At 51.4% G+C, this 12,419-nt stretch carries 17 protein-coding genes; 7 read left to right on the forward strand and 10 right to left on the reverse strand.

The features are described from left to right. Nucleotides 1–5 precede the first annotated feature (5 nt). Both JMJ16_RS27285 and JMJ16_RS27290 read right to left on the reverse strand, forming a co-directional pair. Nucleotides 6–452, reverse strand: coding sequence for a hypothetical protein (locus tag JMJ16_RS27285; RefSeq protein WP_201386708.1), 447 nt, complete (start codon nucleotides 450–452; stop codon nucleotides 6–8). A 29-nt stretch (nucleotides 453–481) separates the two neighbouring features. Then, nucleotides 482–1,285: an IS5 family transposase gene (locus JMJ16_RS27290; RefSeq protein ID WP_201386710.1), complete on the reverse strand. Its 804-nt coding sequence runs from the start codon at nucleotides 1,283–1,285 to the stop codon at nucleotides 482–484. Between the two features lie 244 nt (nucleotides 1,286–1,529). On the opposite strand from JMJ16_RS27290, the gene JMJ16_RS27295 reads away from it, so the two are divergent. Continuing rightward, nucleotides 1,530–2,054 (forward strand): NUDIX hydrolase, encoded by a 525-nt coding sequence (locus JMJ16_RS27295; RefSeq protein WP_201386712.1) that lies wholly within the window; start codon nucleotides 1,530–1,532, stop codon nucleotides 2,052–2,054. A 426-nt stretch (nucleotides 2,055–2,480) separates the two neighbouring features. Here JMJ16_RS27295 and JMJ16_RS27300 read toward each other — a convergent pair whose 3' ends face one another. The 3 genes from JMJ16_RS27300 to JMJ16_RS27310 form a co-directional block, all read right to left on the reverse strand. Continuing rightward, the gene (locus JMJ16_RS27300) at nucleotides 2,481–2,744 is read right to left on the reverse strand and encodes a hypothetical protein (protein ID WP_201386713.1); all 264 of its coding nucleotides are present in this window, start codon (nucleotides 2,742–2,744) and stop codon (nucleotides 2,481–2,483) included. Next, nucleotides 2,741–3,256, reverse strand: coding sequence for a hypothetical protein (locus JMJ16_RS27305; RefSeq protein WP_201386715.1), 516 nt, complete (start codon nucleotides 3,254–3,256; stop codon nucleotides 2,741–2,743). Before JMJ16_RS27305 ends, JMJ16_RS27300 begins: the two co-directional genes overlap by 4 nt. Nucleotides 3,257–3,369: 113 nt before the next feature. Further along, nucleotides 3,370–4,056 carry a hypothetical protein gene (locus JMJ16_RS27310; protein ID WP_201386717.1) on the reverse strand — a complete coding sequence of 229 codons (687 nt, stop codon included), beginning with the start codon at nucleotides 4,054–4,056 and terminating at the stop codon, nucleotides 3,370–3,372. 147 nt (nucleotides 4,057–4,203) lie between these two features. Here JMJ16_RS27310 and JMJ16_RS27315 point away from each other — a divergent pair, with 147 nt between their 5' ends. Then, nucleotides 4,204–5,586: a transposase gene (locus JMJ16_RS27315; protein WP_201377970.1), complete on the forward strand. Its 1,383-nt coding sequence runs from the start codon at nucleotides 4,204–4,206 to the stop codon at nucleotides 5,584–5,586. 353 nt (nucleotides 5,587–5,939) lie between these two features. On the opposite strand, the gene JMJ16_RS27320 is transcribed toward JMJ16_RS27315, so the two are convergent. The 4 genes from JMJ16_RS27320 to JMJ16_RS27340 form a co-directional block, all read right to left on the reverse strand. Continuing rightward, a complete protein-coding gene (locus JMJ16_RS27320; RefSeq protein WP_201386718.1) occupies nucleotides 5,940–6,218 on the reverse strand; it encodes a hypothetical protein in 279 nt (92 codons plus the stop codon). A gap of 309 nt (nucleotides 6,219–6,527) precedes the next feature. Then, nucleotides 6,528–7,472, reverse strand: coding sequence for a CPBP family intramembrane glutamic endopeptidase (locus JMJ16_RS27330; RefSeq protein ID WP_201386720.1), 945 nt, complete (start codon nucleotides 7,470–7,472; stop codon nucleotides 6,528–6,530). Nucleotides 7,473–7,520: 48 nt separating this feature from the next. Further along, nucleotides 7,521–7,967 carry a DUF998 domain-containing protein gene (locus JMJ16_RS27335; RefSeq protein ID WP_201386722.1) on the reverse strand — a complete coding sequence of 149 codons (447 nt, stop codon included), beginning with the start codon at nucleotides 7,965–7,967 and terminating at the stop codon, nucleotides 7,521–7,523. A 645-nt stretch (nucleotides 7,968–8,612) separates the two neighbouring features. Continuing rightward, nucleotides 8,613–8,756: a hypothetical protein gene (locus tag JMJ16_RS27340; protein ID WP_201386724.1), complete on the reverse strand. Its 144-nt coding sequence runs from the start codon at nucleotides 8,754–8,756 to the stop codon at nucleotides 8,613–8,615. Nucleotides 8,757–8,931: 175 nt separating this feature from the next. On the opposite strand from JMJ16_RS27340, the gene JMJ16_RS27345 reads away from it, so the two are divergent. After that, a complete protein-coding gene (locus JMJ16_RS27345; RefSeq protein WP_201386726.1) occupies nucleotides 8,932–9,351 on the forward strand; it encodes a hypothetical protein in 420 nt (139 codons plus the stop codon). A 53-nt stretch (nucleotides 9,352–9,404) separates the two neighbouring features. On the opposite strand, the gene JMJ16_RS27350 is transcribed toward JMJ16_RS27345, so the two are convergent. Then, complete coding sequence (locus tag JMJ16_RS27350) at nucleotides 9,405–9,776, reverse strand: hypothetical protein (RefSeq protein ID WP_201386727.1); 372 nt, start codon at nucleotides 9,774–9,776, stop codon at nucleotides 9,405–9,407. 526 nt (nucleotides 9,777–10,302) lie between these two features. Between JMJ16_RS27350 and JMJ16_RS27355 the strand changes: the two genes are divergently transcribed. The 4 genes from JMJ16_RS27355 (at nucleotide 10,303) to JMJ16_RS54655 (ending at nucleotide 12,414) form a co-directional block, all read left to right on the forward strand. Next, on the forward strand, nucleotides 10,303–10,566 hold the full coding sequence (locus tag JMJ16_RS27355) for an HU family DNA-binding protein (protein ID WP_201386728.1): 264 nt from the start codon (nucleotides 10,303–10,305) through the stop codon (nucleotides 10,564–10,566). Nucleotides 10,567–10,645: 79 nt separating this feature from the next. After that, on the forward strand, nucleotides 10,646–10,870 hold the full coding sequence (locus tag JMJ16_RS57280) for a VOC family protein (protein ID WP_374229091.1): 225 nt from the start codon (nucleotides 10,646–10,648) through the stop codon (nucleotides 10,868–10,870). Next, nucleotides 10,770–11,369, forward strand: a complete 600-nt coding sequence (locus tag JMJ16_RS54650; RefSeq protein WP_236601720.1) for a glyoxalase/bleomycin resistance/extradiol dioxygenase family protein — start codon at nucleotides 10,770–10,772, stop codon at nucleotides 11,367–11,369. The genes JMJ16_RS57280 and JMJ16_RS54650 overlap by 101 nt, the downstream gene beginning before the upstream one ends. Continuing rightward, nucleotides 11,296–12,414: a hypothetical protein gene (locus tag JMJ16_RS54655; protein WP_236601721.1), complete on the forward strand. Its 1,119-nt coding sequence runs from the start codon at nucleotides 11,296–11,298 to the stop codon at nucleotides 12,412–12,414. The genes JMJ16_RS54650 and JMJ16_RS54655 overlap by 74 nt, the downstream gene beginning before the upstream one ends. Nucleotides 12,415–12,419: the final 5 nt, after the last annotated feature.

A 12,419-nucleotide genomic window follows, 5' to 3' on the forward strand; every position in this document is an offset into this window, starting at 1 on the left:
GGCTTTCACGCCTCAGATTTGTGTTCCTCATGGCGAAGCGAAGAACGGAAGCGTTCCATGAACGCTCGAAACTCAGCACGTTCTGCTTCCAGGCGAGCAATGGTCAGTCCACACTGCATATGTTCTTGCAGCAGTTTGGAGTACCGCTGCTCTAGCTCAACCCGCTCTGCTTGCGCTCGCTGTTCAATCTCTGCTTGCTCTACTCGTGCCTGTCGTTTGGCTTTATCACGTTTATCGCGAGCTTCGTGCAAGAGCTCGACCAGGCGCGGGCGTTTGTAGTCGAGCAGTGGGTCGCGCGGTGATACCTTGATCGCGCTAGGAGCTTCCTGCCCCTTTCTTCTCTTTCGCTTTGAGACGCGATTAGTAACCTGATATTTTTCTTGTTCCTTCCTCAAATACGTATTGTGTTTATGGAAGAGTTGGAATGCCTCTCGACTGCGATAGTAGGCCATATACTAAGAATATGTTTGCTAAAGGGAATCTAGCCAGTCAATTTGGAGAGTCGAGCCAGCATGAGTCGACTGAGAGCCACATGGATGAATGCCTCGCTGGTATCGCAGCGACCCTCAAAGTCGCGTGAGAGGCGTCGACAGCGAGAGATCCAAGAGAACGTTCGCTCCACCACCCATCGACGGGGTTGGACCTGGAAGCGATGGGGCGTGCGCAGTTTGATGATCTGCACGCTCCAGCCAAACTGCTCTTGGATCCAATCGGCAAACGTGCCAGCGTATGCGCTATCGACCCACACATGTTTCATGCGAGGATATCGGTCAGGCCCATCGGCAAGCAAGAGCCTGCCGCCATCACGATCCTGGATGTCGGCAGCATGGACGTGCACTGTCTGCGCGAAGCCTTCGGTATCAACGAGCAGATGGCGTTTTCTGCCGAACCTTTTTTTTTCCGCATCGTAGCCGCGCTCTTCACCGCGCACCGCGCTGGTCTGGATGGTTTGGCTATCGATGCTTCCAGCAGAAGGGTCTTCCTCACGCCCCAACTCTTGGCGCAGACGTTTGCGCAAGTGACTGTGGATGCGTTCCCAGGTGCCATCGAGCTTCCAGTCACGGAAGTACTGATACACCGTCTGCCAGTTGGGCAAATCGTGAGGCATCATGCGCCACGGCTCTCCGCTGCGCAGAATGTACAGGATGCCATTGATGATCTCCCGCCGCTCAATTTCGGCTGGCCGGCCTTCGGTCGAAGGCTTGGGCACCAAGGGCTCAAGAATGGCCCATTGGGCGTCAGTAACATCACTTGGGTACGCTGGTCGATTCCGGTGGGGAAGCATCACTCTGACTCCTTCTTCTGGCTCAGTTGGTCGCTACGATCTCCTTTCTTTTCTTTCTCGACAACTTTTCCATTAGCAAACAGTTTCTAAGGAAACTTGAAGGAAAACTTCCACGTAACCACCTAAAGGTGCGGGAGTTAAAGGATCTGCTTTACGAAATATATATCCAGGTAGGCCACGAAGCTCTTGATTGATGGTAGAGGAGAGCGGTCTTGACGTCTCACCTAAAGGAGTAAGATACCCTATGACAAAGAATGCAACAGGTGTCCTGATCACTGTCGATATCGTGATCCCCCGTTTGGCCCCATCTGGCTCTGGCAGGGAGGTCGTGCTGATTCAAAGGAAAAAGGAGCCTTATCAGGGGCTATGGGCGCTACCTGGAGGACATCTTACCCCTGAAGACGCCTCATTGGAAGCCGCTGCTCAGCGAGAAGCGCAGGAAGAGACCGGGCTTGCCATTCCGCTAGACATGTTCCAGCAAGTGCATGCCTTTGAGGATTTTGAAGATCCGCGGGGGAAATATGCCTGTTTGCTCTATGTGCTTTCCAAACCGTTAGGCGCAGAAGCTCGTATTGAGGCTGGAGATGATGCTTCTCATATCCAGTGGTTTCCAGTCGACAATTTGCAGACCTTTCCCTATCTCGCTTTTAACCATATCAGATTGCTTCGTATGGCTCTTCGGCAGATGTTTACATCATCCTATCACCATGCTCTAGGAATGCAGGCAGTAGAGCTTGCCAGTGTGAGATCAAAAAGGATACTGGCATAGAGTGTACCAATACAGCCTATTGGCGTTATGAAGGGGTTGCTCTCTGTCCGCATCATATGCAGACCGTTGCTGCGCGATCCGAGAGAGCATTCATCGATGTGCCTTCGTCATCTAACGGACATACAAAGCATTGAATTATGGATAGCCTGATTTCCAGAAATTGGGCTATCTTGTTTTATAGAAAAAACTTCCTATGCATGAAGTGGATGAGCAACGAGGGCGGTGGTTCCGTTAGGCCTAAATCAGAGGTGTACAAGACTATTATCCTGGCACGCCCAAAACTTGCTACATTTCTCCCTGGGAAGAGATGCCCAGCTGGGATAGGGGCAATTGTTGCTTAACATAGATCAGAAGCCGATGTCATTGGTCAATATGGAAGAGGTAAAATCTCAAAAAAAGAAGTGGATATTACTTCTTCGTGGGAAGCTACCTGATGCCGTTTTTGGGGGCTGTCGATATTGGCGACGTTGTAGAAAAAGGCGCACAAAAAGTCGAGGCAAAGCACTCAATTTGGTAATAACCATCAGGCTGCGTTACCGGAGCGTGGGCAAAGCTGGTGAATTGCCCGTTGTAGTAGTCGGCATAGTCCGTGTCGTTCTGGTTGCCCCAGGTATAGCCATACCCACAGTCATCACACCAGCTCCCGCTGAGGCCGTTCACACTATACTGGTAGTTCCAGGTCGAGGTCACCCATTGGTCACACTGCTGCGCGAAGTCACGACCACCCGGCTCCAGCTGTGATCATCAGCTGTGCCACAGGTGGCCCCCGCCGCTTGGTGCCCGCTACAACAGGCAAAGGGATCGTTGGGGCTGCCACTGTTGGCTCCATGCGTATTGCCATGGGTCTCGTTCCAACCGATATTCTCGTGCCAACCACGCCCATTGTCTAGCGTACTGATATAGCGCCCATTATAGCTCTGCTCCCAGAGCACACACCCGCCCCCATTGGAGGTTGTCCAGGAGGGACAGCCCGCTCCCGAGGCCGCGTTAAGCCACAGATCGTCATAGCTCTGGGTCTGGGTGGTGTAGGAGACGTTGATGACGGGTGCATTGAGCGAGATCCCGTTGGTTCCCTGCTCCTGAATCTGCGTCAGGTCCAGGTAGCCCGCGGCACTCTCCTGCAACCCCGAGAGCGGATCGGTAATCGTCTGCGGCTGCGTCTGCTCGTAGGAGAAGCATTTGTGCAAGAGGTGGTCCTGCACCTGGAAAATGAACCTTCTAGGCATGAAATAAGAAAAGACCACTGACCCTCTTTCATGAAGGGCCGGTGGTCTTTTCTACTCATCAGACGCTCACTAATAAGTGCATTCTCTACTTACCACGAGATAAGAACACTCGTTGTAAGCTTTATACCAGTAGGATTCCATGCCTCTATAAAAGACGAGAGTTCATTACCTGGTACAGAATGCTCTAATATAGCATCCACTAATAGCCTATCCTCCATTATGGCAATAGTTGTTATCTCTGTTAACGGCACCAGAGCAACTCGTACATCATCTAGCACACAACTTTTTTCGTTATCCTTAGATCCTAAAGTATGTGTTGCTATATTTCTGCCTATTGGACTGGTTGCTTTCCCTTGACTTTTCAAAAATTCATTGACCGTATGAGGAGTGATTACCTCTCGAACAACTTTTTCCTCAAAAGCCAGTACAGAGGTTGGTCCTACAGAACATATCTCTACCCCTTCAGGCAAATATCGCCAAGTTGTACAAAGCAGAGAGATGTACTCAGGATCATCAATCACCACATTTGCAGTATCTACGAGAATTTGTGGTATCACTGAATTACCATGAAAGGGGGCTAAATTGATTGCCTGTATAACATGGTGCGCAAAAGCCAATGCAATAATTTGGCTCTCATTGTGTTGCTTCTCATGTCTTCCAATTAATGCGCGGGTGAGAATCCCACAGCCACCAATACTTACAACAATCCACTTAGGTTGGTGTGTTTCCAGGCTAATCTTTTCAACTGGCCCGCCTCGTCTCTGTAGAATATTCATTGCCTCCTCACTTTTAGTATGTTGCTCCAACGTAAATTTTGGCCAAAATAGTGGCAGCAAGCTTGGCAAAAGAAGAGCTTGCAAAGAAAAAGATGATGATCTATAGCTCTTGCAGAAAGTCAACCAAACAAGAGGAGATTCATCATCATGACAGAATCTACGATGAAACTGACCCAACGTTTTACCGGATGTGCGAGCCTAGCCGCACTGGGCATCAAACTACGCACCCTGGATCTGCTGGCACCGATCCGAAAGCTCGTTCAGATCCCGCAGAAGACCGTGAAAGACACGCCCTTTGAGAAACTGTCCGATGCCTTCATCAGTATCCTGGCGGGAGCCACAGGGCTGGTGGAGATCAACAGCCGCTTGAGGAGCGATCGTGCGCTGCAACACGCGTTTGGACGGACGCGCTGCGCCGAGCAATCGGTCGTCCAGGAAACGCTCTCTGCCTGTACCGCCGAGACGGTGAAGCAAATGGAGCACGCGATGAAGCTGATGTATCGCCAACACAGCCAAGGCTATCGGCATGACTACCATCGGCAATTTCAAATCCTGGATGTTGATCTCACGGGTCTGCCGTGTGGCAAAAAGGCTGCTCTGGCTACCAAAGGCTACTTTGCTGGGGCGCGCAACCGCCGTGGACGGCAATTGGGCCGTGTCCTGGCGACCCGCTACGGGGAAGTCGTCGTCGATCAACTCTTTGAGGGCCGGACCAAACTGTCCGAGGCGTTTGTGCCTCTGGTTCAAGCTGCCGAGGAGATCCTGGACCTTAATGGCGCGAAACGCGCGCGCACCCTGTTGCGGGTGGATGCTGGGGGTGGCAGCATGAACGATGTGAACTGGTCGCTCACCCAAGGCTACCAGATCCTGTGCAAGGATTACTCCGGCCAACGTGCGACTCGCCTGGCAGCTTCCGTGACCCGTTGGGTTGACGATCCCGATGAGCCGGGGCGGCAAGTGGGATGGGTCGAAGTGGAAGCGCCGGAGTATGTGCGGCCTGTGAGGCGCATCGCAGTTCGTAAGCGCAAACCTAATGGACAGTGGGGCATCGCGGTCCTGATCTGCAGCCTGCTGCCCGATGAGGTTGAAGAACTGAGTGATGGCCTGCTTGTCCACAGTCTTGATCCTGTCAAGGATCTGCTGCTTGCCCACCTGCGTCTCTACGATCAGCGTGGAGGTGGGGTCGAAACCTCGTTCAAAGGCGACAAACAGGGGGGTGCCCTCGGCAAGCGCAGCAAAAAGCGGTTTGAAGCGCAACAGATGGTTATGCTCTTGGGCAGCCTGGTCCACAATGTGCTCGTCTGGGCACAAGAGTGGTTGGTCGTAACGACCTCTGCGGTGCAGCACTACGGACCTTTGCGTTTGGTACGCGATGTTTTTCATATCAGTGGCTTTCTCCTCCTTGATGCGTGGGGGCGCGTCCGTCAGATCGGACTCAATCAGGATGCTCCGCTGGCTCCTGTCTTACTCAGCCCTTTCCAAACCTTCGTCGCTCCTGCGCATGTCGCCATTTATTTGGCCAAAACTTAGGTCCAAACAAAAAGGTTGTTTTCATCAGAATGTGAGCATTTTCCATTACGAATTGGAACTCTTGCGCTGTTAATGAACCCGGTGTGAGTCCAGTGCGACCAATGTTGAAGACAATTTCGTCAGCTGCTTCAATAGGGGGCCGCATATCTTCTATCGTCGCTGGTAGATAGGTGAGAGTTTTTCCACCGTAATTATTAATTAACTGGTCAAACAATTGAATACCAGGTCAGGAATGCGCAAGGTCATGCCCTCTCCTTGTTGTTTCCCTTCACGGCGCGACGGGTTCTTCTAATACTCTTTGATGTCGGTCGGAAATTTCGGTAGGTTAAAGCCGGCCTCGCGCGCGAATGTGGCTAGATCGACCCCAGTGTTTCCTCGTATTTGGGCGGCAGCATATGAATAGCCTGATTCCAGGTAAGCCCGCGTGATCCCCGTACATCCCCCCGTATGTTGTCGCGCGCCTTCAGATGGTACTCGTAATAGTCGCGCTGTCTTTCCCAACGTGAGGCTCTACGCGAGCAGGCGGACTGCCATCGGGAGCGGCATAACCTGGACGAGGTAAAGAGAATCCCGTCGGCTTCGTCTCGCTCCCCCAGTGGGACACGCCGACACGCATCGACTGTCGGCGCCATGTTTTTTTATGACGGCTTGTGCCTCCTGACCAAGTGCCGAAACAACTCGGGGTTGATGCCGAACTGCCGGGCCACCTGCCTCAGCGACATCCCTTCGCCCAGTAACCGGAACGCCTCTTCCGGCTGCTCGAACGAGAGTTTCTGGCTCGTCTGTCGCTCGATGCCTTGAGGAGCTGAGTGAGCCCGAGGAAGACCTCTTGTGGATTCGCCCTTCCGAACATCGAACGTTGCTCCGTCTCTCTACGCTAATCAGTTCGACGTAGGATGGACAAGCAGACCACATAGTACCAATATTGCCTCGTCGTGCGATTAGGAGGTTGGGGAATTTGGCCCGAGCACGACGACTTGTCGATGTTTTATGTCATTGCCTGCAAAGAGTTGTACCTCGTAAGTTGTCGTGTGAATACGACCAATTGGCTCTCCTTTCCTCTCTATGTAGGGCCCTATCACAGGTGTCGTGTTACGCAGAAGAAAGGATAGGCCGAGCGCCACAAGCCAGACCAGGATAGTTGTAACGACCCAGAATTGTAGACCAACCTGTGCTAACTGGAGAATGCGAGGAAGTACATCAGTCGCCGCGTGTAGCATAACTACTGTCCACAGACTGCCCGTGGATCTATTGAAGAGATGGGTGTAAATGAGTGAAAGGCCAACAGTAAGCACAAGAAAGAGTGGGTAAGGCATCGTGGCCACCTCTGGATTGATGTAGAGAGGAAGGTGCCAGAGCCCCCATATGAGACCAAGCATCAGGCCCGCTGTTACTGGCCCAGGCAGCACTGACTGCAACAAGGGTAGGGCAAATCCACGCCAACCGATCTCCTCACCTGAGTTGATAACCATGAGGTAGACATACGCCACCAGGATAAAGAGCGGCGAATTCGCAAAAAACAGGTTCGAGAAGGAACCGTGGGTGCTCAATAGAGTGACAACGAGTGCAATCATGTAGATGGTGGGCATCAGCAACAGCGCCAAAAGATACCAGCCAATGGAGAAACGCCAGATTGTATAGCGTTTGAAAAGCGCGACAACGCCTGCCTTTCCTTGTGCCCACCATACCACAATGACCGCCGACATGGCTGGCGCAAAGAGTCCCAAGATTGAGAGGGGCTGGGGAGCCATGGGATTCAACATAGCTGGTAGCCAGGCTAGCCAGGCAATCACGAAACTAAGCACGAAGAAGACGATCAACTGGACGTGTACAGGGATTTTGGCTTTGGGAGAGACAGCCTTCTCTGATATTTTAGCGTGTACCATAAAAAAACCTTTCATATTGCAATATTTATTTGCTGTAAAGAATTACGCTTAGAGCTGGTTGGAAAAGGTCACCCTTTGGCCAAACGCCGGATCATCAAGCGAGTCATAGCGAAGAAACCTTCTCCAAGCTGAAAGCTTTTTTACGCTGAAATGGATCATTAGCATCAGGCTGATCCTGGAGCGGATCTTGCCCAGAATGGGGGAGAGCGCCTGGTAGGCTCCCACTGCCGCAATGAGAAGGAACAGGCCGCAAATCACGAACGTTAGGCTTTGCGTCCAGCCCAGCAGCCCCAGTTCCAAGCCACTAATCGGCTGGCGAATAGGCGAATATCCAGGCCTGAGCAGCCCATTTATGATAAATTCTATAACGAAGATAAGAGGCGTAGCGAGAGATATCAGCGCGAAAGATATCGAGAGAATTTTTTGCCATCCCCATGTGGACCGCGTGAATGATTGCTCTTTAGATGGGAGAACCTCTTCAGAAACGTGAGACATTACGTATTCCTTCCCTCATGTTTGTCGAGTGCTGCGTATCGTTTCTATAAATATAGGTTGCTTCTGTCGCACCATTATCACTAAATTGTCGTGATTCTGTCACAAAGTGTAAATGCCACAAATCTCATGATAGAATATGCACAATTGTGCTAGTAATGAGCTCGCTCATTACTAGCACAATTGAAGGTGTATAGCGAGCGCAATAGTATTGGCTCCATGCCGTCCTCTCCTGTTTTCCTGATCGAGCAGCGTGCTTTTGTTCCTACTTATCTTCCCAGATGAAATGCTTGCGATCCATGTTCTTGTCGAACCGAGGCTGCTCCCGAAGTGGGGGAAACTCAATCTGGCTTTCGAGGTTCTGGTGCATAAATAGATGCGCTTGTTCTCTTCCGAGCAGCATTGATCACGCGTCGAACCGTCTCATGCGAGACACCATACTCCACTGCAACCTTGCGCAGTGGTTCTTGATTCTCAACAACACGGCGTACTACGTTCGCCCACTCGGAAACAGGAATTTTCCATGGTGGCGCATCTGGTCCTGGGCGTCGTTGCGATACAGGAATGCCTGTTGGAGTATCAATGGTCTGTTCAAATGGGGCATAATCTGCACTCGATTTCGGCGTAGAGACGAGAATATCATTGTGACTAGAAAATACCTTCTCGATGGGGATCAAGGCCAGGTGCGACCGGTGGTTCGTCGCCCGTCGGTTCCGTCGGTTCCGTGATCAGACCCGCAATGGCGATCCTATTGCGGGTCTGTTTTTGCTCTTCTCTTCTAGAATCTGCCACGGTCGAGTTCCCTCCTCTCCAGAGGAGTCTGCTCCAGGCTACTATGGTTCAGGGGAGATAACCTCATCTTCATCATCGTCCTTGAAGCGCTGAACTCTTTCTTCTGTTCTGATACTCCTTCAAAACGAGTCAATTCCATGTGGTAATCTTATGAGAGAGCAGGAGAGAAAAGTGCATGACAAAGAAACAACCACCATGGATGTTCGGTACACCTGGTTCAAAGCCAAATCGAGGTGGAGTACCAGAAGCCGTCAAAGCGGAAGTTAGCACAAAGGCGAATGATCTAATCGAGACGGTTTTGAAGCCACAGTATATCCAACCACCAGCTGATAATCCACAGTTCAATTATATCGTCGATCTGTATGGAAAGTGGTATCAGCGCTATTTTTATCTCTGTGCAACCTATCGTGTTCCAGATCCAGATGCCCGGGTAGCGAGTTTTGAGGTAAAATGCGCGCGTATAGAGTACTCGCGCGACAATCGCTTTCACCTCTCGTTTCCACGCCACACTGGGCAATGGGTAGAGTTGTATACGGACCTGCCATTAGATGAGTGCCTGGTATCTATCAGGGACGAGCCATTCTTTTTCCCGTAGTCGCGTAGCAATAGGCGAACCATGGCAACACCAGTAACAGGATGGTTTCTCATTCATCGCCTTCGGCGCTTCTTTTTCTTCGTTCGCTGCTGCTGCGATGGCCGTTGTTGCTGGTGTTGCGCCTGGTGCTGATGCTGCTCGGACAACAGGTGAGCGGCATACTCAGCGCGTGTGCTACTCGTATTGGGAAGTCCCTGCCGCTGACAATAGGCTTCTAGTTCGTCCACATCAACAGTCACATCAATCGGATACATACCAAGCGCCGCCATCTTTTGCTTGGTGTCCTGCAAAACCTGGTACCACTCCTGCCAGGTTGTCTCCAAATCACTGGCGTCTTCTGCCGTAGCTAAGAGTCTGGCGTATTGTTCTGGTACGTAAACAGCGACGGCTATTGCCAGAGAAGGAGCGCTCAAATCTTTCCTCATGGAGTTTGCTTCCTGTCTATCAGTCAGAAACTCAAGCGGTTTCACTGACTCCTCTTCCACCTCTCGCTTCAAGACCATTACAGCATATCACACAACATTGGACGCGGGCATTTGCTATCACACACTCGGTTTTTGCCTCATCAGAACATATCTCCCACATCTCGTCTGCTATGCTACAATAGGGCTATTCTCCCCAGACAACCTGTGAGATAGTGTTTGATTTCCATGAAATCGGCATTTTCACGAGGCGGCATGAATGGAGAATAATTGATAAAAGCAGCATGTACTTCGCAAATCTCTCCAGTTGACACGTTTGTAGACCCCATCGTGATGCACCTCATGCTCATAGACTGCAAGATGATCGCTTTCAGACACTATCTGAGAAGCAACCTGGAGAAAGGGCAATGCTTTGCTACATGAGCGTACAAAGTATACTCTGCTATGAGCAGAGAAGACAAAGTACCACGCAACAATCAAATGGAAAGTGCTTTTCTGCTTGTTTTGAGTGAAAGATAGAGAAGATCTCATGGCAGAACGGATTAAGAAAGAAGACGTTGCCCGCCGGCTGGCTACACGTATGGACACGGATGAAGCGACAGCGACAGCCTGGGTTGATGGCGTCATTGAAACATTGTATGAAGCTTTCAAAGCGGGAGAAAGCGTCACGTTGCCAGGTTTTGGCGGCTTTTTTGTCCGCCCCGAGCCGAAAAGCTGGGTTTTCAAGTTCAATCCAGGCCAGCGCTTGCGCGCGCTGTTTGGTTGGTCATCAACCCACACTGGCAAACGCTAAACGAACAGAACAGTGAAAACATTCCAGGATATACTCTCTGCATCAGAACTGCAACATACAGGTGAAAGGTGACTGAACAATGACCAGAGCAAGTTGGGTCGAACTTTGTGTGAGCAACTTCGAGCAATCCATCACGTGGTTTGAGAACGTCCTGGGTTTTCATGTTACCGCCCGCGACGCCAATGAGTATGCGGAATTGTCACGTGATGAGACCTGTATTCAACTGGCAGCAGACGATACCCCATACTTGGGAGACCGAGCGTTCACATCTTCTTCCACCAGGGCAGCGAGGCAGTGGCGTTGAGATCGTCCTTCTGGTAGAGAACATCGATGCCATCTATCATCAGGCACAACAGGCTGAGGCTGACATCGTGCACCCACTCGCCGAGTATCCCTGGCATATGCGGCAATTTTGGGTGCGTCATCCTGATGGCTACCTCCTTCGTCCGGCGCAAAAAATCCTCTCAGTCCATCCAACAATCTATCGTCGTCAGGTGGCTGACGCTTTTCAACGCGATATTCCACGTATTACGCAGGGATTGCAAGCAGTAAAAGAGGCTGCCGAGAAGTTGGCACAACAACGGGACTATCTTGGTGCGACCACCATCTATGAAACGCTGGTGACAGAAATCTTTGAGCAGTCTCACCTCTACTACGAAGAAGAAGCTGAATACGATGGCTACTATGAAGAAGAAGAGTACTATCCCGAAGAGGAAGGATTGGAGGAGTTTGTCACAGCATGTATTGAAGCGCTGGGCACCATTTTTGCGAACGAACGAACGGACCGATCGAGTGGCGCGTGAGAAGAGCATCGAGGTGTTGTTTGAGATCTACCAGCATGACTTGCATGCAGATGATGGGCACGGCCTTGATTCCAGCGCCGCTGATCAACTTGTCCGCTACACCACGCCGCTGGAACGCCACACACTCGCAACACGGATTCGCAAGATTCTGGGCGGAGAAGAAGAAGCACGCACTGGTTCACGGCGTCAAGCCTATGGAAAGCTCTGGCTGGATCTAGAAAAAGAGACAATCGACGACGAAGCCTACCTACGCATCTGTCGCGAAACCGGGCGCACTACTGACCTGATTGATCGGCTTTTGACACTTGGGCGTATTGACGAGGCGACCAGGGAGACGCGGCAGGTCGAGGATCTTGTATTCCTCGGATTGGCCGGTCTGTTCATCCAGCATAGACACGATGTCGAAGCTGAGCGTCTGGCGAAAACCCGTGTTCAGGAGAAACCGGTTCTACACCTCCTGGAATGGCTGCAAAAATACTATCGGGACAGGGGGAATCTTGGGGCCGAGCTGGAGATGGCCGAAATGGTGTTCCGCGTGCAGCCACTTCTCAACCGCTTTCGGGAGATCCGCAATATCGCCAGGAAGCTCAATCGCTGGGAGACGCTTCAACCGCAGCTCCTCGCTTTTTTGGAGCAAGGCAAGAATGTCACGCTCCTGATCCAGATTGCCTTAGACGAAGGGGACATCGATCACGCCTTGCAATTGCTGAAAGGGATGGCAAAGAAGGATAGCTACGGTTATGCCTACGAAGCTCCCGGCTATGGCTATTATAGATTCGGCAACATTGCTCTCCAGGTTGCCGGATCTGCCGAAGAGACGCGACCGCGTGAGGCCATTGAATTGTATCAGCAGCACGCTGAACGACTGACCGCTCAGCATGGTCGTCAGAATTATCAGGCAGCTAGTCAGTATCTTACGAAGATGCGTGTGTTGTACGAAAGACTTGGTGAGCATGAGGTATGGACGAGTTACATGATAGCGTTGCGTGAGCAGAACCGCAATCTGCGTGCGTTGAAAGAAGAATTGACGAACGCTGGCTTGTAAATCGA

It is taken from the genome of Ktedonobacter sp. SOSP1-52 (assembly GCF_016587395.1).